The 19,408-nt window shown below is 68.6% G+C and carries 19 protein-coding genes and 1 tRNA gene; 17 read left to right on the top strand and 3 right to left on the bottom strand.

The genetic code is table 11. The features are described 5' to 3' along the window. Nucleotides 1-213: 213 nt before the first annotated feature. A complete protein-coding gene (locus tag DNK52_RS05010) occupies nt 214-1,683 on the top strand; it encodes an NAD(P)/FAD-dependent oxidoreductase (protein WP_110239819.1) in 1,470 nt (489 codons plus the stop codon). Nucleotides 1,684-1,763: 80 nt separating this feature from the next. Here the strand turns inward: DNK52_RS05010 and DNK52_RS05005 are convergent, their stop codons facing one another. Next, nucleotides 1,764-2,408, bottom strand: coding sequence for a PaaI family thioesterase (locus DNK52_RS05005; RefSeq protein ID WP_110239818.1), 645 nt, complete (start codon nt 2,406-2,408; stop codon nt 1,764-1,766). A gap of 103 nt (nt 2,409-2,511) precedes the next feature. On the opposite strand from DNK52_RS05005, the gene ppnP reads away from it, so the two are divergent. Continuing rightward, on the top strand, nt 2,512-2,835 hold the full coding sequence (gene ppnP / locus DNK52_RS05000) for a pyrimidine/purine nucleoside phosphorylase (RefSeq protein WP_110239817.1): 324 nt from the start codon (nt 2,512-2,514) through the stop codon (nt 2,833-2,835). A 66-nt stretch (nt 2,836-2,901) separates the two neighbouring features. Here the strand turns inward: ppnP and DNK52_RS04995 are convergent. Then, a tRNA-Lys gene (locus DNK52_RS04995) sits at nt 2,902-2,974 on the bottom strand. A gap of 195 nt (nt 2,975-3,169) precedes the next feature. On the opposite strand from DNK52_RS04995, the gene DNK52_RS04990 reads away from it, so the two are divergent. Both DNK52_RS04990 and DNK52_RS04985 read left to right on the top strand, forming a co-directional pair. Further along, a complete protein-coding gene (locus DNK52_RS04990; RefSeq protein WP_162598614.1) occupies nt 3,170-3,568 on the top strand; it encodes a hypothetical protein in 399 nt (132 codons plus the stop codon). Between the two features lie 134 nt (nt 3,569-3,702). Continuing rightward, complete coding sequence (locus DNK52_RS04985; RefSeq protein WP_110239815.1) at nt 3,703-4,614, top strand: SPFH domain-containing protein; 912 nt, start codon at nt 3,703-3,705, stop codon at nt 4,612-4,614. Between the two features lie 87 nt (nt 4,615-4,701). Here the strand turns inward: DNK52_RS04985 and DNK52_RS04980 are convergent, their stop codons facing one another. Further along, nucleotides 4,702-7,695: a hypothetical protein gene (locus DNK52_RS04980; protein ID WP_162598613.1), complete on the bottom strand. Its 2,994-nt coding sequence runs from the start codon at nt 7,693-7,695 to the stop codon at nt 4,702-4,704. 410 nt (nt 7,696-8,105) lie between these two features. Between DNK52_RS04980 and cspE the strand changes: the two genes are divergently transcribed. The 13 genes from cspE (at nt 8,106) to pstB (ending at nt 19,352) form a co-directional block, all read left to right on the top strand. Beyond that, nucleotides 8,106-8,309 carry a transcription antiterminator/RNA stability regulator CspE gene (gene cspE, locus DNK52_RS04970; protein WP_110239812.1) on the top strand — a complete coding sequence of 68 codons (204 nt, stop codon included), beginning with the start codon at nt 8,106-8,108 and terminating at the stop codon, nt 8,307-8,309. 304 nt (nt 8,310-8,613) lie between these two features. After that, a complete protein-coding gene (locus DNK52_RS16100) occupies nt 8,614-8,775 on the top strand; it encodes a hypothetical protein (RefSeq protein ID WP_204163367.1) in 162 nt (53 codons plus the stop codon). Between the two features lie 127 nt (nt 8,776-8,902). Continuing rightward, nucleotides 8,903-9,190 (top strand): metal-sensitive transcriptional regulator, encoded by a 288-nt coding sequence (locus tag DNK52_RS04965; protein ID WP_110239811.1) that lies wholly within the window; start codon nt 8,903-8,905, stop codon nt 9,188-9,190. A gap of 63 nt (nt 9,191-9,253) precedes the next feature. Further along, nucleotides 9,254-9,472 (top strand): heavy-metal-associated domain-containing protein, encoded by a 219-nt coding sequence (locus tag DNK52_RS04960; RefSeq protein WP_110239810.1) that lies wholly within the window; start codon nt 9,254-9,256, stop codon nt 9,470-9,472. 72 nt (nt 9,473-9,544) lie between these two features. Beyond that, nucleotides 9,545-9,751 (top strand): hypothetical protein, encoded by a 207-nt coding sequence (locus DNK52_RS04955; protein WP_110239809.1) that lies wholly within the window; start codon nt 9,545-9,547, stop codon nt 9,749-9,751. After that, a complete protein-coding gene (locus tag DNK52_RS04950) occupies nt 9,741-11,984 on the top strand; it encodes a heavy metal translocating P-type ATPase (RefSeq protein ID WP_110239808.1) in 2,244 nt (747 codons plus the stop codon). Before DNK52_RS04955 ends, DNK52_RS04950 begins: the two co-directional genes overlap by 11 nt. Nucleotides 11,985-12,038: 54 nt before the next feature. Continuing rightward, nucleotides 12,039-12,938: an ABC transporter ATP-binding protein gene (locus DNK52_RS04945; RefSeq protein WP_110239807.1), complete on the top strand. Its 900-nt coding sequence runs from the start codon at nt 12,039-12,041 to the stop codon at nt 12,936-12,938. Beyond that, on the top strand, nt 12,935-14,581 hold the full coding sequence (locus DNK52_RS04940; RefSeq protein ID WP_110239806.1) for an ABC transporter permease: 1,647 nt from the start codon (nt 12,935-12,937) through the stop codon (nt 14,579-14,581). The genes DNK52_RS04945 and DNK52_RS04940 overlap by 4 nt, the downstream gene beginning before the upstream one ends. A gap of 17 nt (nt 14,582-14,598) precedes the next feature. Then, entirely contained in the window at nt 14,599-15,492 is an 894-nt protein-coding gene (locus tag DNK52_RS04935) for an NUDIX hydrolase (RefSeq protein WP_110239805.1), read from the top strand. A 101-nt stretch (nt 15,493-15,593) separates the two neighbouring features. Next, nucleotides 15,594-16,544: a PstS family phosphate ABC transporter substrate-binding protein gene (locus tag DNK52_RS04930; protein ID WP_110239804.1), complete on the top strand. Its 951-nt coding sequence runs from the start codon at nt 15,594-15,596 to the stop codon at nt 16,542-16,544. A gap of 29 nt (nt 16,545-16,573) precedes the next feature. Continuing rightward, a complete protein-coding gene (gene pstC / locus DNK52_RS04925; protein ID WP_110239803.1) occupies nt 16,574-17,524 on the top strand; it encodes a phosphate ABC transporter permease subunit PstC in 951 nt (316 codons plus the stop codon). Beyond that, on the top strand, nt 17,524-18,432 hold the full coding sequence (gene pstA, locus DNK52_RS04920) for a phosphate ABC transporter permease PstA (RefSeq protein ID WP_110239802.1): 909 nt from the start codon (nt 17,524-17,526) through the stop codon (nt 18,430-18,432). Before pstC ends, pstA begins: the two co-directional genes overlap by 1 nt. Before the next feature lie 149 nt (nt 18,433-18,581). Next, nucleotides 18,582-19,352 carry a phosphate ABC transporter ATP-binding protein PstB gene (pstB, locus tag DNK52_RS04915; protein WP_204163401.1) on the top strand — a complete coding sequence of 257 codons (771 nt, stop codon included), beginning with the start codon at nt 18,582-18,584 and terminating at the stop codon, nt 19,350-19,352. Nucleotides 19,353-19,408: the final 56 nt, after the last annotated feature.

Raw genomic sequence — 19,408 nt, 5'->3', positions numbered from 1 at the left:
CCTTGGCGAGACACGAGCCAAGTACCCGTCCCGAGATGGACGCAAACATCGTGACAGTCCGTCATTCCATTGTGCCACTCGCCACTCCGTCCCATGCCCTCGCCAATCCGGTGTGATCGGAAGAACGTGCCGGTCGACTTGGGTGAGGTGCCCGTTCCGCGAGACACTGGTAAGGAGTATTTTTGCTGCACCCCCTCAAGGAAGGCTTCACCCATGGCTGGCCAGACCGAGATCCGTCCGGAACGACACCGGGTCGTAGTGATCGGTTCCGGGTTCGGAGGACTGTTCGGGGCCAAGGGCCTGGCCAGGGCCGACGTCGACGTCACCCTGATCGCGAAGACCACGCACCACCTCTTCCAGCCGCTGCTCTACCAGGTCGCGACCGGCATCCTCTCCGAGGGATCCATTGCCCCGCCGACGCGCGAGGTGCTGGCCAACCAGAAGAACGCCAAGACCCTGCTCGGCGAGGTCATCGACATCGATCTCGAGGCCAAGCAGATCACCTCCGAGGTGCTCGGGCGGCGCACCGTCACCGCGTACGACTCCCTCCTCGTCGCCGCGGGCGCGACCCAGTCGTACTTCGGCAACGACCACTTCGCCGACCACGCCCCGGGCATGAAGAGCATCGACGACGCCCTCGAGTTGCGCGGTCGCATCTTCGGCGCCTTCGAGATGGCCGAGCTCGGCGCCAGCCGGGGCGACAACGTCGACCACCTCCTGACCTTTGTGGTCGTGGGTGCCGGTCCGACCGGGGTCGAGATGGCCGGCCAGATCGCCGAGTTGGCACACCGCACGCTCAAGCACGACTTCCGCGCCATCAACAGCCGCGAGGCCCGCGTGGTGCTGGTCGACGCGGCTCCGCAGGTGCTGCCACCGTTCGGTGCCAAGCTCGGGGAGAAGACCAAGCGCGAGCTCGAGAAGCTCGGCGTCGAGGTGGTCCTCGGGGCGATGGTCACCGAGGTCGACGAGCGCGGTCTGACCATCGCGTTCAAGGACGGACGCACCGAGCGCATCAACTCGGTCGCCAAGATCTGGGCGGCCGGCGTCCAGGCCTCCTCGCTCAGCAAGACCCTCTCGGAGCAGACCGGCGCCCCGCTGGATCGCGCGGGACGTATCTCCGTCAACCCTGACCTCACGTTGCCGGGCCACCCCGAAGTCTTCGTGGTCGGTGACATGATCAACCTCGACAAGCTCCCCGGTGTCGCCCAGGTCGCGATCCAGGGCGCCAAGTACGCCGCCAAGGAGATCGACGGTCGGCTCAAGGGCAAGGCGCCGCAGCAGCCCTTCAAGTACTTCGACAAGGGCTCGATGGCGATCATCAGTCGCTTCAGTGCCGTCGCCATGGTGGGCAAGTTGCGTCTCACCGGCTTGATCGCGTGGCTGATGTGGCTCTTCGTCCACCTGATCTACATCACCGGCTTCAAGGGCCGCGTCAGCGCGCTGCTGCACTGGTCGATCTCGTTCCTGGGCCGCGGCCGTTCGGAGCGTACGACCACCGAGCAGCAGATCTTCGCGCGCGCCGCGTTGAAGCGTCTCGAGGGCGGCGCGGCCGACCTGGTCTCCGAGCCGGGGGAGTACGACCGCGAGCGCCTCGAGGCCGAGCGTCGCGCCGAGCTCGAGGCCCAGGCCGCCGAAGAGGCGCGCCTGACCGACGCGAACGAGCGCGGCACCAGCGTCCGCTGACGACGCCTGCAGGCAACACGAAGGGGCAGCCGGATCTCTCCGGCTGCCCCTTCGTCGTACGTCGGTGGTGCGGCTGCGACTCAGTCGCGCTGACGCTGCTTCTCGATCTCCTCGGGGGAGAGTCCGCGCAGCCACTTCGGCATGATGAAGAGGCCGACGGCCTCGGCACACACGCCGTGCTCGCTGACGATCTGGCCGCGGGTCCAGGTCTTGACGCCCTCGGTGCGGTCGTACCAGGCCTCGATGCGCAGGGGGGTGTTGAGCTTGGTGGGCATCTTGTAGTTGATGCTCAGGTTGGCGGTCAGTCCCGGGTGACCGCTGCTGGCCGCCAGCTCACCGGTCGCCTGGTCAAGGAGCAGCGCGATGACTCCCCCGTGGAGGTGGCCGGGCGGGCCTTCGTAGAGAGCACCGGGCGTGAAGTCGGCCGAGAGGCGGTTGCCGTCCTCGGTGAAGGTGAACTCGAGCGGCATGGCGGCCGCGTTGCGCAGGCCGACGACTGTGTTGCCCCAGCCGGCGACGCCGGTGTGGCCGCAGTGCTCGCCGTGGGTGCCGGGGATCTGGGAGGCGGCGAGGCGGGCGGTGATCGCCTCGACCTCGGCCTGGGCGCGGGCGACCTCATCGGCCTCGACGGTGGTGCGCAGCGTGGCGTCGGCGAGGTCGCGGACGCTCTGGGTGAAGGAGGCGTAGAGCTCCGCAGGGACGGTGCTCTGGGGGGTTTCAGACATGGGTCGAGTTTAGGTGCGTCCGGGCTCGTGGGTTGCCCCGACGAGAGTCATTGGGGGCCAGGTGAAAGCGAGATCACACCGCGTGGTCACTAGGCTCAGCGCCATGACCACTGAGAGCGCAACCTACTCCGGCGTGACCCTGGACCCCGTCGCCAACGTCTACTTCGACGGTGCGTGCGTGAGCCACACCTTCCACCTCGCCGACGGCACGAGGAAGTCCGCGGGCGTCATCTTCCCCGCGACGTTGGAGTTCGGCACGGAAGCGCCGGAAGTGATGGAGCTGCATGCCGGCTCCTGCCGGGTGCAGCTGGCCGGCAGTGACGAGTGGACGACGTACGGCGCGGGTGAGTCCTTCTCGGTGCCCGGCTCCTCGTCGTTCGCCATCGAGGTCACCGAGACCCTGTCGTACGTCTGCCACTACGGCTGAGTCGCGCCCAGCGGCGTCCACACGCGCGAGAGCCCGGACCTGGTGGTCCGGGCTCTCGCGTGCTTGTAGGCCCTGTCGGACTCGAACCGACAACCAACGGATTAAAAGTCCGGAGCTCTGCCAATTGAGCTAAGGGCCCCCGGGGTGTGGAAAAGATCCGAGGGACCTGGATCCGCACTCCGTGTGGCAGCGTACCGAGCGCGGCTGTGGTGGCGCTCATCTGGGCCCGGTCCCACGGGGGACAGCGCTGCGAGCGCCCGCACTGCGCCTACCAGGCTTTCGTCGATCAGCGAAGTGTGGATGTCTGTTCTCAGGTCGTGCCATGCTGCGATGCGTGACTGAACGGAACCGCAGCCCCTACTCGCCGACCGTCTCCGGCTACGCGCTGGCGATCCTGGTCGCTCTGAGCGTCTTCGCCCTCGGGCTGCTCCCGGTGGAGGCGTTGTTCAACGGCACCTGGGAGTTCCACTGGAGTGCCGTCCTCGCGATCATGGTGATCGGCGCCATTCCTGCCGCGCTGATCGGTGTGCCCGGTGCTGCCATCGTGCACTTCACGACCCGAGGCGTGGCCGCCCAGCGGTGGCACGTCCTCGCTGCGACCGTCGCTGGGGTGGTGGCCGGCGCGCTGGTTTACCAAGACCTCCCGATCGCCCTCCTGCTGGGTCTCGGCACCGGTCTGGGACGCCTTGCGGTGAGTCACGAACGTTTCCTCGGGGACGGACACCACGTCTGAGCGGGTTGACCGGCCGATAGGCTCACCGCGCGCCGGGTCGGACGCCGAGCTCCCCGGGGCGCGCGGGTGGTCGGGCGGCGCACTCACCCCTGCCGCCGTACGCGCGCGGTCACGACCCCCTCGAAAGGGAGCCTGTGTTCCTGTTCATCGTCGCTCTTGTCTTCCTGCTCATCGCGCTGGCCGTCTTCGTCGGGGGAGGCAAGGGCAAGCGGCTCGTTGCCTTCGTGCCGCTGCTGATCGGTGTCCTGCTGCTCGCGATGTCCTCCACCACGATCATCCAGGCCAAGAACGTCGGTGTGCTGACCACCTTCGGCAAGCCGACCCGGTCGCTGACCGCGGGTCTGCACGTGAAGGCGCCGTGGCAGACGGTCACCGAGCTCGACGGCACCAAGATCACCAACAAGTACGGCGACGAGCAGCGCATCGAGGTGCGCATCGGTGACGGCACGACTGCCGGGGTCGAGACCGCGATCCGTTGGTCGATCGTGGCCGAGAAGGCCGACGAGATCTACGCCGATTACCGCAGCGACGACGTCAACGAGAACGTACGCGAGGCGCTCGTCGAGACCGTCTTCAAGAACGCCGTCAACGCGGTCTTCGGTCAGTACAACCCGACCGCCGAGCTCGTCACGGTCGACCCCAACTCCGACAAGCGCCTCAACTACGTGCCCGACTACGACGGGCTGGCTGCCGAGGTCACCGAGTCGATGAAGGAGCGCGTCGCCGACTCGGGTGGCTACGTGAAGATCGAGTTCGTGACGATCTCCGGCATCAGCCTCTCCCCGGAGACGCAGAAGAAGATCAACGAGTTCCAGGCCGAGGTCGCCCGCACCCAGGTGGCGCTGCAGGCCGAGCGTACGAACCGGGCCCAGGCCGCGGCCAACAAGGCGCTGTCCAACTCGGTCACCGACAACCCCAACGTCCTGGTCTCGCGCTGCCTCGACACCCTCCAGACGATGGTCGACAAGCAGCAGCCCATCCCGGCCGGTTTCACCTGCTGGCCCGGCGGGGGCGCCAACCTGGTGCTGCCCGGCGGCAGGAACTGACCCGCACCTGCTTTGTACGCAGATGGCCCGGACCCCCGCTGATCTGCGGGTGGTCCGGGCCGTCTGTCGTCGTGGCTCTGCGGGGTCTCAGATCTTCGGACGCTTGGGCAACTTGCGTTCGGTGATCTCCTCGCGGGCCTCCGTGACTGCCGGCGCCAGGGCCGCGACCGCCGCGTCGAGCCGGGTGCCCTGACCGATCCGGGCCCGGACCATGTCGTTCCAGCCGGCGGTGTCGGTGAGCACGCAGTCATCCGCGCACCTCGAGGCGGCCCCGGCAGCCGCGCGTACGGAGTCGGTGTTGGCCCCCAGCGCGCTGGAGATGGCGTCGAGCTCGTCGCTGACCGACTCCGCAACGTCCAGCGCGGAGAGCGAGTTGCGCAGCCGGTCGCGGGCCTGGGCTGCCCCGGAGAGCCGGGCGTACGCGTCCCCCTCCGGGCCGTTGCTCTCGAGGGTGTCGCCGCGACGGATCAGGGCGCCGAGTGAGGAGTCGAGGGCGGCGTAGTCCGTGCTCACGCTTTGCACGGTGCTCTCGATCTCGCTGAGCGCCTCCAGGTCGGCCTCCTTGGCCTCCTTGGCCTCAGCCAACTCGCGCTGCCAGGTCTCCCAGGTCTTGGTCGCCTCACCGAGCATCTTGTCGGCCCGGGCGATGGACTCCTCGGCCTCGGCTCCGGAGTCCGGCAGGAAAGCGACGTCGGCGACGAGCCGGTCCCGGATGCCTGGCCAGCGAGACAGATTGTTGGGCCGCAGGTTGGCGAGCCTGCCCAGCTGGGTGTGGAGCTCGGTGTGCTGCACCAGCTCCTCGGCGTCCGTCTCGGCGCCGATACCGGCGGCGGCGGTGCGCAGGGCGTCCGCGCTCCCGGCAGCATCGGTGCCCACGGCACGTACGTCGGCGACGCGCTCGGCCGCGCGGAGGTCGGCGAGCATCATGTCGGTCTTCTCGACCGCGAGTTCGGAGGCCTGGGCGCCGATGAGGTCAGCAACCCTTTCGGCCAGGTCGGCCCCGGGAAGGTCATCGGCCTCGCCGCCCGCCTTGGCCACGTCGGCGCTCACGGAGTCAAGACCCTCGAGCGCGGACGTGAGGGAACCACGTGCTTCGAGCCACGGGGAGAAGTTGTCGGTGCTCAACTCGGACAGATAGGCGCCGGCAGTGGCGACCTCTCGCTCGGCGAGGGTGGCGCGCCGCGCGGCGACTGCCACCTCGGTGCTCGAACCATCGGCGGCGGCAGTGGTCTCCTCGAACTCGTCGGACAACTCGCCCAGGGCGGTGCCGACGGCAGCGACGTCCTCGAGGGTCGTGGCCTCGTCCAGCCCCTGTACGACCTCGATGAAGCCGCCGTGCGACGTCGCGAAGGCGTCACGCACCGGGGCGTCCTGCTGGTGCTGCCACCAGAACCATCCCCCTGTGGATGCGGCGATCAGGATGACGAGGAAACCGATCCCGATGAGGGCAGCACGCCCGCGCGGCCTCTCGTCCTCGTCCTCATCCTCGTAGTCGTCACCGTCCTGGTGCCGGAGCGACGCCAGTGACGTGCGAGGGGGGAGGGGGGAGAGTGGTGCGGGTCCAGCGGGCGCGTCGGGTGAAGCGGGCGCGTCGGGTGGAGCGACGAGCGGCATCGCCTCGACGTTCTTGGGGGACTCGCTGGACTCGGGGGACTCAGGAGCATCTGCGCTGGTGGTGCTCGACTCGGGGTAGAGGATCGCGAGGAGTGCTGCTCGGGCCGCTTCGGGGTCGCCCGGGTGATACTCGGCGGGCTCCTCGGTGTCGATCCCTCCGTCGATCTCTCCGTCGAATTCTTCGGCGGCGTCCTCGGTGACGGGTTCTTCGGCGGGCTCCTGGGCGGGCTCGTCGGCGTCGGCGCCTGACTCTTCGTCGGCGTCCTCGGCGTCCTCGGCGGTCCCCACTTCGACCGGCTCCTCGGCGGTCCCCACTTCGACCGGCTCCTCGGCGGTCCCCACTTCGTCGACGGGCTCCGCGCCGCCAGATCCTTGGGCGGCGGCGACTGCGGCGTCGTTGGCCAGGATGGCCGGGATCGCGGGCTCCTCGACGGAGATGGGCTGCTGGGCATCGGTCCCGAGCTCGTCGGCGATCTCCTCAGGTGCAGGTGCCTCGGCCGGGTCGTCCTCGTCGGCGCTCTCGTCGGGGGTGGGCTGCTCGCCAGGGTCGCCAGGGTCGCCAGGGTCGCCAGGGTCGCCAGGGTCGTCGGCGGTGTCCTCGCCGGTGTCCTCGGGGGTGGCCTCCTCCGCGGTGGCCTCCTCGGAGTCGGGCTCCGCGTCGCCGGATCCCTGGGCAGCGGCGACGGCGGCGTCGTTGGCCAGGATCGCGGGGAGGGCAGGGGCCTGCGGGGTGGCCACGTCCTCAGGCGCTGCCTCCTCTTCCGTCTGGACGGGAGAGATGGTCGTCAAGGTGTCTTCGGGTGCGGACGCGTCGTCGTCACCATCGACGCGGCCTTCAGCTGCGGCGATCAGGAAGGCCGGCACGACTAGGGAGTCGTCGATCACCGATCGGTCGCCCACATCCCTGGGCTCTTCGTCGGAATCGACCGCGTGCCCTGGTTCGACAGCCCCAGTCGGCTCAGTCGCCTCGTCCACCGCGGCTTCGTCGGCGTCATCTGTCGGCTCAGTCGCCTCGTCCACCGCGGCTTCGTCGGCGTCATCCGTCGGCTCAGTCGCCTCGTCCACCGGGGCTTCGTCGGCGTCATCCGTCGGTTCCGTTGGCTCGCCCTCGGCTGCATCGCTGGCTTCCTCCGCCGACTCCTCCGTCCCGGGCAGGTCGGAGGGACGGTGAAGGAGTGAACCGCTGACCACGGGCTCAGTGGGGCGACGTACGGGCACGGTCTTGAAGAGTCCGGTGCCCCAGAGCCCGGCAGGAATGGTGATGCGCGTCGGCGCGTCTCCCGCAGTTGCCTGGTCTCCCTCGGTGGCCCGGCCGCCACTTGTCTGGCCGCCAGTTGTCTGGCCACCCTCTGACGGCTTGCCGCCCTCCGGCTCCGCGTCGGGGGCGGGCCCTGCGCACTCATGAGTCGCGTCTCCCGCCCGGGACCCGCACTGCGGGCAGGGGTCGTCGATCTGTGGTTCGTCCATGAATGGGTCCCCCCGTGGCGATGCGTCAGACTGCGGCAGCACTCTATGCGTCTCTCACCCCCGGGAGACATGGCATGCGCAATTCGCGCATTCTCGCATTGCGCGCCGGGCCAGGCAGGGACCCGGACAACTTATTGATCGACGAGTGCTGCAACTCGACATTCACGTGTGACGGTCAGTTCACCGATCGGACCCCAAATGGTCATCGCAGGGGCTGGACCTCCGGCTGAATCTTGGTAGTGTTTGGCGCGCAACAGGTGCAAGTTCCAGCAGGTAGACGCCCGCGGAGTTTGTGATCCAACGGCGTTTCTTCAGCGGGTAGGACCCGAGGTAGGGGCGACGTGTCACCGCATCTGGTGTGTGTTCGTTGAATTGACGAACTCTCGCCTCATATCAAGGAGTACAGAGCAATGGCTCAGGGCACCGTTAAGTGGTTCAACGCAGAAAAGGGCTTCGGCTTCATCGCACAGGAGGACGGCGGCGACGACGTCTTCGTGCACTACTCGGCGATCCAGTCGCAGGGCTACAAGTCCCTCGACGAGAACCAGAAGGTCGAGTTCGACGTCACGCAGGGCCCCAAGGGTCCCCAGGCGGAGAACGTTCACGCGATCTGATCGAGTGAGCTGAAGGACAGCACCTGTCCTCAGACATTTGACCGAGGCTCCACCCGCAAGGGTGGGGCCTCGGTTGCGTTCTGCGAGACCCTGTGCGGGGGACTCCGGTGCCCCCGCCCCTGATGGATTGTCAAGAGTCACATCGGGCCATGCCGAGACCCCCTCATCTGGGGGGGTTTTTCCGGATTCCGGTTTTATTGCGCCCACGAGAGGGCACGATTGTTCTCAAGTTAGACGCGGGGCCCAGACGACCATGGGCCGTCAGCCCGCGTGCAATTGGGTCGACCAGGTCAGGAGGCCATGGGTGTCAGATCCCTTCGATGTCACGCTCGAGGACGGCGACCTGCTGGGCGAGGTCGAGATGACCACCATGCTCATCGTCGCTGCGAGTGAGTCCGACGATCGCTTGAGCCAGGACGAGATCGATCGTCTGCTCGGCGTGGTGCCGATCCCGCACCAACGCTGACCCTCACACAAAGCTTCGGTCCCACCCGCGGACCGCCCGCGAGCCCCGCCACCACCTGGTGGCGGGGCTCGCGCCATTTCCCACCGCTGCCCTTGATTTCGATACCCCCCAGGGGTATGCATGAGGTGTGGAACACCAACACGGGTACATCAGCGACAAGTCCGCCCACCTCAAGCGCCTCAAGCGCATCGAGGGGCAGGCGCGCGGCCTGCAGCGCATGGTGGAGGAGGAGAAGTACTGCATCGACATCCTCACCCAGGTCGCGGCCATGACCAAGGCTCTGGAAGCTGTCAGCCTCGCGTTGCTCAGTGAGCACATGAGTCACTGCGTGGTCTCCGCTGCCCGCGCAGGAGATGACGAGGCGGGCGAGAAGATCGACGAGGTCATGGCCGCCATCGGTCGCCTCGTGAAGTGACGCCCGCCGGTCCGGCAGTTCACCACCACCACCACCACCCCTCAACGCACACCAGGAGCAGCCATGAGCACCAGCACCAGCACCTACACCGTCACCGGCATGACCTGCGGCCACTGCGTCGCCTCGGTCACCGAGGAGATCAGTGAGATCGAGGGCGTCACCTCCGTCGACGTCATCCTCGAGACCGGTCTGGTGACCGTCACCGCCGATATCGACCTCGACCCGCTCGCCGTCCGGACCGCCATCGCCGAAGCCGGCTACGCGGTCGCTGATTCGCGCTGATCATCAGTCGGCGTTGATTCACCTTGAATCACGCCGCAACCACCCGAACGATCCAGCAGAAGAGGAACAGACATGAGTACGCCGTTACGGCTGGCAACCTTTGCGGCCGGCGTGGTCGTCGTCTTCCTGCTCGCCTTTGGCGTCGGCCAAGCCCTCGGGCCCTGGTCTTCACAGACGCCCGAGCCTGCACGGACGCCCGCCCCGACCCACGGTGAGAGCCACAGCGACAGCCAGGCACCTCACGACCAGACCCGCACGGAGGCGCCAGATGTCGATTGAGTCGCTCACGACGAAGCCCGCAGGCATACGCCAGGTCGAGCTCGACATCTCAGGCATGACCTGCGCGTCCTGCGCCAACCGGATCGAACGCAAGCTCAACAAGCTCGACGGGGTCACTGCCACCGTCAACTACGCCACCGAGACCGCTCGCGTGCACCACAGCGACGACTTGGGCCTCGACGTACTGCTGGCGGCTGTGGAGTCCGCCGGCTACTCCGCCACCGTCCCGCCTCCGCCCTCCGCCCCCGACGCTTCGCCGGCCGCGGGGGGAGTGGTTGATCGTCGCGACGCCGAGGTCGAGGCCCTGCGCCAACGCCTGGTCCTCTCCGCGCTGCTCAGCGTCCCGGTGATCGCGATGGCGATGACTCCGGCGCTCCAGTTCACCTACTGGCAGTGGGCCTCGTTGACCCTCGCTGCCCCCGTCGTCGTCTGGGGCGCCTGGCCGTTCCACCGTGCGGCCTGGGCCAACCTGCGCCACGGCTCCGCGACCATGGACACCCTCGTCTCGATGGGTGTGCTGGCGGCCTTCGGCTGGTCGCTGTACGCCCTCTTCCTCGGCACCGCCGGCGAGACCGGGATGACGCACCCGTTCGAGTTCACCATCGAACGCGGTGACGGGGCGATGAACATCTACCTCGAGGCCGCCGCCGGGGTCACCACCTTCCTGCTCGCCGGGCGCTGGTTCGAGAAGCGCGCGAAGCGGCAGAGCGGTGCGGCGCTGCGGGCGTTGCTCGACCTGGGTGCGCGCGAGGTGAGGGTCCTACGGGCAGGTCGCGAGATCCCTGTGCCGGTGGAGGAGCTGCGCGTCGGCGACGAGTTCGTCGTACGCCCCGGGGAGAAGTTCGCCGCCGACGGGGAGGTCCTCGAGGGCACGTCCGCGGTTGACACCTCGATGCTGACCGGCGAGTCCGTCCCGGTCGACGTCGGCCCGGGCGATCCCGTGGTCGGCGCCTGCGTCAACGCTCACGGCCGCCTCCTGGTGCGCGCCACGAAGGTCGGTTCGGAGACCCAACTGGCCCAGATGGCCCGTCTGGTCGAGGACGCCCAGTCGGGCAAGGCCGAGGTGCAGCGACTGGCCGACCGGATCTCCGGGGTCTTCGTGCCGATCGTGCTGCTGCTCGCCGCTGGCACCCTCGGCTTCTGGATCGGCGTCGACGCCGGCGCCAGCGCGGCCTTCACCGCCGCGGTCGCGGTCCTGATCATCGCTTGCCCTTGCGCGCTGGGCCTCGCCACGCCCACCGCGCTGCTGGTCGGTACCGGCCGCGGAGCCCAGATGGGCATCCTGATCAAGGGCCCTGAGGTGTTGGAGTCCACCCGCCGTGTCGACACGGTCGTGCTCGACAAGACCGGCACCGTCACCACCGGCGTGATGGCCTGGGTCGAGACCGTGGCCGCCGATGGCGAGGAGGTCGCGCTGGTCCAGGCGCGGGCCGCCGCGGTCGAGGCCGGCTCTGAGCACCCCATCGCCACCGCGATCACCGCCGCCACCCCGACCCGCCCCACCGCCACGGACATCACCGGACTCCCCGGGCTCGGCGCACGCGGCGAGGTCGACGGCCTCACCGTCCTGGTCGGGCGCGCCTCACTCTTCGACGAGGTCCCGCCCGAGCTGGGCGACGCGATCGCTGCGGCCGAGGCCGAGGGACGTACGCCCGTGGTCGCGGGTTGGGAGGGCCACGCGCGCGGCGTGCTGGTCGTCTCCGACACGATCAAGCCCAGCTCCGCCGAGGGCGTACGCCAGCTCAAGGCACTGGGCCTGACGCCTCTGCTGGTCACCGGCGACAACGAGGGGGCGGCCCGTGCGGTCGCCGCGGCCGTCGGCATCGACCGGGTGATCGCCGGGGTGCTGCCAGCCGACAAGGTCGACGTCGTACGCAGCCTCCAGGCCGAGGGCAAGGTCGTCGCGATGATCGGTGACGGCGTCAACGACGCGCCAGCGCTAGCCACCGCCGACCTCGGCCTCGCGATGGGGGCCGGCACCGATGTCGCCATCGAGGCCAGCGACCTGACGCTGGTCCGCAGCGACCTCACTGCCGCAGCCGACGCCGTACGACTCTCCCGGCGCACCCTGGGCACCATCAAGGGCAACCTCTTCTGGGCGTTCGCCTACAACGTCGCCGCGTTGCCGCTGGCGGCGGCCGGACTGCTCAACCCGATGCTGGCCGGGGCGGCGATGGCCTTCTCGTCGGTCTTCGTGGTGACCAATTCGCTCCGGTTGCGTCGCTTCCGCTGAGGGGGACTTGCTTCACCCCTGTTTCGTGTCGGCCGCACCTGCCACGATGGCTGCATGGCCGCCATTGAACTGCGTGACGTCGTCAAGACCTTCGGTGCCGTACGCGCCCTCGACGGGTTCGACCTGGAGGTCGAGGCGGGTGAGGTGCACGGCTTCCTGGGGCCCAACGGCTCCGGCAAGTCGACGGCGATCCGGCTCCTGCTCGGGCTGCTGCGGCCCGACTCGGGGGGTGCGACCCTGCTCGGCGGAGACCCGTGGCGCGACGCCCCGACGCTGCACCGGCGTCTGGCCTACGTGCCGGGTGAGGTCAACCTGTGGCCCAACCTGACCGGGGGTGAGGTGATCGACCTGCTCGGTCGGTTGCGCGGCGGCCTGGACCAGCGGCGGCGCGCCGACCTGGTGGAGCGGTTCGGTCTCGACCCCACCAGACGCTGCGGCACCTACTCCAAGGGCAATCGGCAGAAGGTGGCGCTGGTGGCGGCGCTGGCCTCCGACGTCGAGCTCTACCTGCTCGACGAGCCGACGTCGGGGCTCGACCCGTTGATGGAGGCGGAGTTCCAGACGTGGGTGCGGGAGTCGCGCCCCGAGGGGTCCACCGTGCTGCTCTCCAGCCACATCCTGGCCGAGGTGGAGGCGCTCTGTGATCGGGTCAGCATCATCCGGGCAGGGCGTCGCGTGCAGTCGGGCACGCTCGCCGACCTGCGCCACCACACCCGTACGACGGTGGTGGCCGACACGTCCGCCGACGACGAGACGACCGCCGCTGCCCTGCGCGGATTGGCGGGCATCCACCACCTCAGCCTCGAGCGGGGCCGGCTGGTGATGGAGGTGGAGAGCCACGATCTCGCCGGCGTGCTGCGTCACCTCGCCGACCTCGGGGTCACTTCGTTGCAGGCGCATCCGCCGACCCTCGAGGAGCTCTTCCTCCACGAGTACGGCGAGGTGCCGACGTGAACGTGGGCCACGCGCCGGACGTCCAGCGCCCCTCCGCCGCTCCTTCCAGCGACGGCTCCGCCGGACCCTTCACCGGGACGGGACAGCTCTTCCGTCTCGCGGCTCGACGTGACCGGGTGCGGCTGCCGGTCTGGCTGATCGGCCTCACCGCCGTCATCGGAGCCTCGACCAACGCGCTCGTCGGCTTCTACGACACTCCGGTCAAGCAGGCGGGTTATGCCGCGACCGTCGAGAACAGCGCAGTCTCCCGGTTGATGGGCGGCACGCCCTACGACGTCGACACCTTCGGCGGCATCCTCGCCTACGAGATCACCGCCGTGGCCGGGGTGACGGTCGCGTTGATGGTCATCTTCCTCGTCACCCGGCACATCCGCGGTGAGGAGGAGTCCGGCAACGCCGAGCTCGTGCGCAGTGCTGTCACCGGTCGCCACGCCGCGCTCGCCGCCACCCTTGCCCTTGCCTCGGTCGCTTCCGGGCTCGCCGGGCTGCTGGTCGCCGGGGTGCTGGCGCTCTCCGGCGTTGCGGTCGGTCCCTCGCTGCTCTTCGGCGCCGGTCTGGCCGCCATCGGGTTGGCCTTCACTGCGGTTGCTGCGGTGGCCGCCCAGGTCGCCTCCACGGCCCGTACGGCGCTGGGTGGCGCGATCCTGGTCATGCTGGCGCTCTTCATCGTCCGCGGGATCGGGGCGGTCGAGGACAACTGGCTCACCTGGCTCGCACCCTTCGGTTGGCAGGACGAGATCCGTCCCTTCGGCGAGCGGGCGCAGGGCTGGCCCCTGCTGGTCTCGATCGGATTCGCTGCGGTGGTGCTGGCGCTCGCGGCCTGGCTGGCGGCCCGCCGCGACTTCGGGGCTGGGTTGCTGCAGGCCCGCGCCGGGCGTCCCACCGCGGCCGGGTGGCTGCGTACGCCGATGGCCCTGGCCTTCCGGATGCAGCGGGGACTGCTGCTGGCCTGGGGGGTCGGACTCGTGGTGCTCGCCGCGGTCTTCGGAGCGGTGGGTCGCGAGGTCCGGACCATGATCGACTCCAACCCCGAGGTCGGGCAGGTGATCCTGGGGCAGATCGACGACGTGGTGCTCGGCTACCTCTCCTTCGTCACCCACTTCATGGGCGTGACCGTCGCGACGTACGCGGTGGTCTCTGCCCTGCGTCTGCGCCGCGAGGAGGAGTCCGGGCGCGCCGATGCCGTGTTGGCGGGTGGGGTCTCGCGCACCAGGTGGGCGCTGTCCGGGATCGTCGTCACGGCAGGGTGCTCGGCGCTCATGGCCGTTGCGGTCGGTCTCGGGGTGGGGCTCACCCACGGGCTGGTCTCCGACGACATGGCCCGGGTCGGCCCCCTGCTCGGGGCTGCGCTCGGGACCCTGCCCGCGGTCTGGACCCTGGCTGCGGTGGCATTCGCCCTGCACGGCTGGGTGCCGCGCTGGACGGCCCTGGTCTGGCTCCCGACGGCGTGGGCCTTCATCCAGGCCTATCTCGGGGACCTGCTCGACTTCCCCGACGGGATCTCGGGGCTCTCGCCCTTCTGGCATCTGCCCAAGGTGCCCGCCGAGTCGTTCGAGCCGGTCGCGTTCGTCGTGCTCACCGGGCTCGCGCTGGCGCTCACCGCGCTCGGTGTGGCGGGCCTGCGCCGTCGCGACCTGGCCTGACCTGAGAGGCTGACGTCATGCCGTGGACCCGTCCTGAGCCGACGCCCGACATCATCGCCGCTGGGGCCGTCGTGGTCCGCAAGCGCAACGGCGGGTACGAGGTGGTGCTGGTGCACCGTCCTCGCTACGACGACTGGTCCATGCCCAAGGGCAAACTCGACCCCGGTGAGCACGTCACCGCCTGCGCGGTGCGCGAGGTGCGTGAGGAGACTGGTCTGCGGGTTCGTCTCGGCGTGCCGTTGGCCGACCAGCGCTACCGGGTCGCCGGGCTGCGGCGAAAGACGGTGCACTACTGGATGGCCCGGGTCCGCGGCGACGACGATCTCTCGGGCTACAAGCCCAACCACGAGGTCGACGCAGTGGAGTGGGTCCCGTTCGACGACGCTCTCCACAGGCTCACCTACCGCCGGGACCGGGCCGTGCTGGCGGAGGCCCGCGCCGACCTGCGCCGCAGCCAGGTGCTGGTGGTGCTGCGGCACGCCCACGCGTACCCCCGCAAGAAGTGGGACCGCGACGACCGGCTGCGACCGCTGCTCGACGAGGGACACGCACAGGCGGCTGCGCTGGTGCCGGTGCTGCAGGCGTACGGCGTGAGCGACCTGCTGTCGTCGACGTCGACGCGCTGCCTGCAGACGCTGGAGCCGTACGCGAGCGCCGCCGGACTGGAGGTGGTGCGTGACCCGGCGCTGAGCGAGGAGGACGTCGACGCAGCACGGATCGCGGAGCTTCTGGGCGCACGGACCGCCGGAGCACGGGCGTCCGTCGTGTGCAGCCACCGCCCGGTGCTGCCGCTGCTCTTCGAGACCTTGGGCTTGGAGCCGCGTCGGCTCGAGCCGTCCGCGATGGTGGTCGTGCACCACCGGGGCGGCGAGGTGCTGGCCCGGGAGGCCTGGCCGGTCACTCCAGAGTGACCGATCGTGTTCACCCTTCGTTCACTAAGGGCGCAGGGTCTGGTCACCTGAGGCGTTCACGATCATCTGGACAACACTTTGAGAGATCCAGGAGACCTGAAGTGATTCGCACTTCTCTGCGTCGGGCAATCGTGCCCGGCATTGCTTCACTCGCACTTGTCCTTTCCGCCTGTGGTGGCGACGACGCCGAGAGCGTGGACGGAGACGTCACCGGCGAAGTGGCCGTCGATGGCTCCTCGACCGTCTACCCGATGAGCGCAACCGCCGAGGAGATGCTCGCCGAGGAGGGCTCGGCCGTCGAGGTGTCGGTCGGCTTCTCCGGGACCGGCGGCGGCTTCGAGAAGTTCTGCGCCGGCCAGACGGACGTCTCCAACGCATCGCGTCCGATCAAGGACGAAGAGGCAGCAGTCTGCGAGGAGAACGGCGTCGAGTACACCGAGCTGCTGGTCGCCACCGACGCGCTCACCGTCGTCGTCCACCCCGACCTGGCCGTGGACTGCCTGACCAGTGACCAGGTGGTCGAGCTCTTCAGCCCCGACTCCAAGGCGAAGAAGTGGTCGGACCTCGACGCGAGCTTCCCCGACACCGACATCGCCGGCTTCATCCCCGGCACCGACTCGGGCACCTATGACTACATGGCCGCCGACGTCGTCCAGCACGAGACCGAGGCACTGCGCAACGACTTCGAGGCCTCCGAGGACGACAACATCCTGGTCCAGGGTGTGTCTGGCACCGAGGGTGGTGTGGGCTTCTTCGGCTACACCTACTTCGAGGAGAACGCCGACAAGCTCAAGGCTCTCTCCATCGACGACGGCGCTGGCTGCGTCGAGCCGTCCGCGGAGACCGCCCAGGCTGGCGAGTACTCCCCGTTGGCCCGTCCGCTCTTCATCTACGTCGACAACGCGAAGTACAACGACAACGAGGCCGTCGCCGCCTACGTCGACTTCTACGTCGAGAACCTGACCACCGTTGCCGAGACCGCCCAGTACATCCCCCTGAGCGAGGAAGCACTCTCCGAGACCGAGGAGAAGCTCGCCGGCATGGCTGGCTGACGCCAGCAGGCCGAACAGCTGTACACCACATGTCAGTGAGCAGTACGACGCAGGCAGGCTCGCCCTCGGGGGCGGGCCTGTCCGCTGCGCCCCCGGACCTGAGCGCGAAGCGCCGGCCGGGCGAGATGGTCATCAAGTTGATCCTGAGGATGGCGACCCTCCTGTCGGTCGTCATCACCTTCGGGATCATCGCCGCGCTCATCGATCCGGCTCTCGCCTTCTTCCGCGAGGTGCCTCTGAGCGACTTCTTCTCCGCCACGGACGAGCCCGGAGCCGTACGCTCCGCGGTCTTCCCGCTGATGGTCGGCACCGCCCTGACCACGGTGATCGCGCTGGCGTTGGCCGTACCCATGGGGCTCGGAGCCGCGATCTACCTGGCCGAGTACGCCTCGCCGCGGTCCCGCAAGTGGCTCAAGCCGACCGTCGAGCTGCTGGCCGGTGTGCCGTCGGTGGTCTACGGCTTCTTCGCACTCTTCTTCGTCACCCCCGTGGTGCTGCAGGGCTGGCTCGGCCTCGACGTGAACTTCACGAACTCCTGGGCCGCCGGGCTGGTCCTGGGCGTGATGATCATCCCCACGGTCGCCTCGCTGTCCGAGGATGCCCTCTCAGCCGTGCCGCAGGCCCTGCGGCAGGGCTCGTTGGCGTTGGGCGCCAACCGGATGCAGACCACGCTCCGGGTCGTCCTGCCTGCCGCCCTCTCCGGGGTGGCGGCTGCCGTCGTCCTCGGCCTCTCCCGCGCCGTCGGCGAGACCATGATCGTGACCATGGCCGGTGGTGCGGTGAAGAACATGGCGCTCGACCCGGGTGAGCCCCACATGACGATGACCGCCTTCATCGCGATCACCGCCCAGGGGGAGAACCCGGTCGGTTCGACCTCCTACAACATGCTCTTCGCGGTCGGTCTGCTGCTCTTCGTGATCACCTTCGTGATCAATGCGATCAGCGTGACCGCCGTCCGACGGTTCAGGCAGGAATACTGATGAGTGTCGCCACGAGGTCAGCGCGGGAGACCGTGGAGATCAGGTTGTCGGACGGTCGCAGTCGCGAGCGGAACCCAGCGTCGATCCTCTTCCTGATCGCGTTGTGGTTCTCACTCTTCTTCGGTGTGATCGTCCTGGTCTCGCTGATCGTCGACACCGCCATCTCCGGCGCCGGTCGCTTCGACGCGAACCTGTTCACCAACTACGAGTCCAAGCTCGACAAGTCCACGACCGGTTTCCGGGCCGGCATCCTGGGCTCGATCTGGCTGATGGCCTTCACCGCACTGCTGGCGATCCCGCTGGGCATCGCGGCCGCGATCTACCTGGAGGAGTTCGCCGACCGGCGCTCCCGCTTCAACCGGCTGGTCGAGATCAACCTGCAGAACCTGGCAGCGGTCCCGTCGATCATCTACGGCATGCTCGCCGTCGCGGTGATGGGCCTACTGGGGTATCAGTTCAAGGGGATCGTGCTGGGCGGCGCGATAGCGCTGGCGCTGCTCATCCTCCCGGTCATCGTCATCACCACCCGTGAGGCGATCCGGGCCGTGCCGCAGGAGATCCGCCAGGGCTCGCTCGCGCTGGGTGCGACGGTGTGGCAGACGACGTGGCGCAACACGCTCCCGTCGGCGGTGCCGGGCATCGCGACCGGCACCATCCTGGGCCTGTCCCGGGCGATCGGTGAGGCCGCCCCGCTGCTGATGCTCGGCATGGCCATGGTCCGGTGGGACCCGTCCAGCATCGAGTCGAAGGTGACCGCTCTGCCGATGCAGATCTACCACCTCTCCTCCATGCCCCAGGAGGAGTACCAGGTGGCCGCGTCCGCCGCCATCATCGTCCTGCTCGTGATGATTCTGGGCATGAACGCCTTGGCCATCTTCATCCGCAACAAGTTCCAGAAATCTTGGTGATTCTCATGAACAAGACTCCCAGTACCATCACGATCACGCCCGACCACGACCCGTACACGCCCCATGGGACGGAGAACTCCGTGAGCCAACTCGCCACGCCAGTCCGCGACCAGCCCGGTGAGCTCCCGCTCGTCCCGCCGGACCCGGTGATGGACGCTCGCGACCTGAACGTCTTCTACGGCGACTTCCACGCTGTGCACGACGTCAACCTGAAGTTCGGGCGCAACGACATCACCGCTCTGATCGGTCCCTCGGGATGCGGCAAGTCGACGGTGCTGCGCTGCCTGAACCGGATGAACGACCTGGTCACCGGCGCGCGAGTCGAGGGGGCGGTCAACTACCACGGCCAGAACATCTACGCCAAGGGCGTCGACCCGATCGCGGTGCGCACCCACATCGGCATGGTCTTCCAGAAGCCCAACCCGTTCCCCAAGTCGATCTACGAGAACATCGCCTACGGCCCCAAGGTCACCGGCATGAAGGTCGACAACATGGACGACCTGGTCGAGGAGGCGCTGCGCGGCGCGGCGCTGTGGGACGAGGTCAAGGACAAGCTGAAGCAGTCGGCGTACGGGCTCTCGGGGGGCCAGCAGCAGCGGCTCTGCATCGCCCGCACCATTGCCACGCGACCCGACGTGATCCTGATGGACGAGCCCTGCTCGGCGCTGGACCCGATCGCGACCTCGCGGATCGAGGACCTGATGCTCGACCTGAAGCAGGACTACACGATCATCATCGTCACCCACAACATGCAGCAGGCCGCCCGGGTCTCCGACCGCACCGCCTTCTTCACCGCGCGGCCCGACGAGACCACCGGCAACCGGACCGGTCTGCTCGTCGAGTTCGGGCTGACCAGCACGATCTTCTCCAACCCGCGCGACAAGCGCACCGAGGACTACATCTCGGGTCGCTTTGGCTGAGCGGCAGCTCGGCTCGGCTCGAAAACTGGCGGGTTGATGGTGCTGGGAGTTCCCGG

This window comes from Nocardioides gilvus (assembly GCF_003194605.1).
GTDB classification, from domain to species: domain Bacteria; phylum Actinomycetota; class Actinomycetes; order Propionibacteriales; family Nocardioidaceae; genus Nocardioides; species Nocardioides gilvus.
The sequence above is the reverse complement of the archived record's forward strand: the minus strand, read 5'-3'. Positions and strand labels throughout refer to the sequence as shown.

Bases quoted from the DNA above. Each gene is read 5' to 3' on its own strand.
- cspE (WP_110239812.1), top strand. From the start codon at position 8,106: ATGGCTCAGGGCACCGTTAAGTGGTTCAACGCAGAAAAGGGCTTCGGC.
- pstA (WP_110239802.1), top strand. From the start codon at position 17,524: ATGAGTGTCGCCACGAGGTCAGCGCGGGAGACCGTGGAGATCAGGTTG.
- pstB (WP_204163401.1), top strand. From the start codon at position 18,582: ATGGACGCTCGCGACCTGAACGTCTTCTACGGCGACTTCCACGCTGTG.
- DNK52_RS04955 (WP_110239809.1), top strand. From the start codon at position 9,545: ATGAGTACGCCGTTACGGCTGGCAACCTTTGCGGCCGGCGTGGTCGTC.
- DNK52_RS04935 (WP_110239805.1), top strand. From the start codon at position 14,599: ATGCCGTGGACCCGTCCTGAGCCGACGCCCGACATCATCGCCGCTGGG.
- DNK52_RS04980 (WP_162598613.1), bottom strand. From the start codon at position 7,695: ATGGACGAACCACAGATCGACGACCCCTGCCCGCAGTGCGGGTCCCGG.
- DNK52_RS05005 (WP_110239818.1), bottom strand. From the start codon at position 2,408: ATGTCTGAAACCCCCCAGAGCACCGTCCCTGCGGAGCTCTACGCCTCC.
- DNK52_RS04945 (WP_110239807.1), top strand. From the start codon at position 12,039: ATGGCCGCCATTGAACTGCGTGACGTCGTCAAGACCTTCGGTGCCGTA.
- pstC (WP_110239803.1), top strand. From the start codon at position 16,574: ATGTCAGTGAGCAGTACGACGCAGGCAGGCTCGCCCTCGGGGGCGGGC.
- ppnP (WP_110239817.1), top strand. From the start codon at position 2,512: ATGACCACTGAGAGCGCAACCTACTCCGGCGTGACCCTGGACCCCGTC.
- DNK52_RS05010 (WP_110239819.1), top strand. From the start codon at position 214: ATGGCTGGCCAGACCGAGATCCGTCCGGAACGACACCGGGTCGTAGTG.
- DNK52_RS04960 (WP_110239810.1), top strand. From the start codon at position 9,254: ATGAGCACCAGCACCAGCACCTACACCGTCACCGGCATGACCTGCGGC.
- DNK52_RS04950 (WP_110239808.1), top strand. From the start codon at position 9,741: ATGTCGATTGAGTCGCTCACGACGAAGCCCGCAGGCATACGCCAGGTC.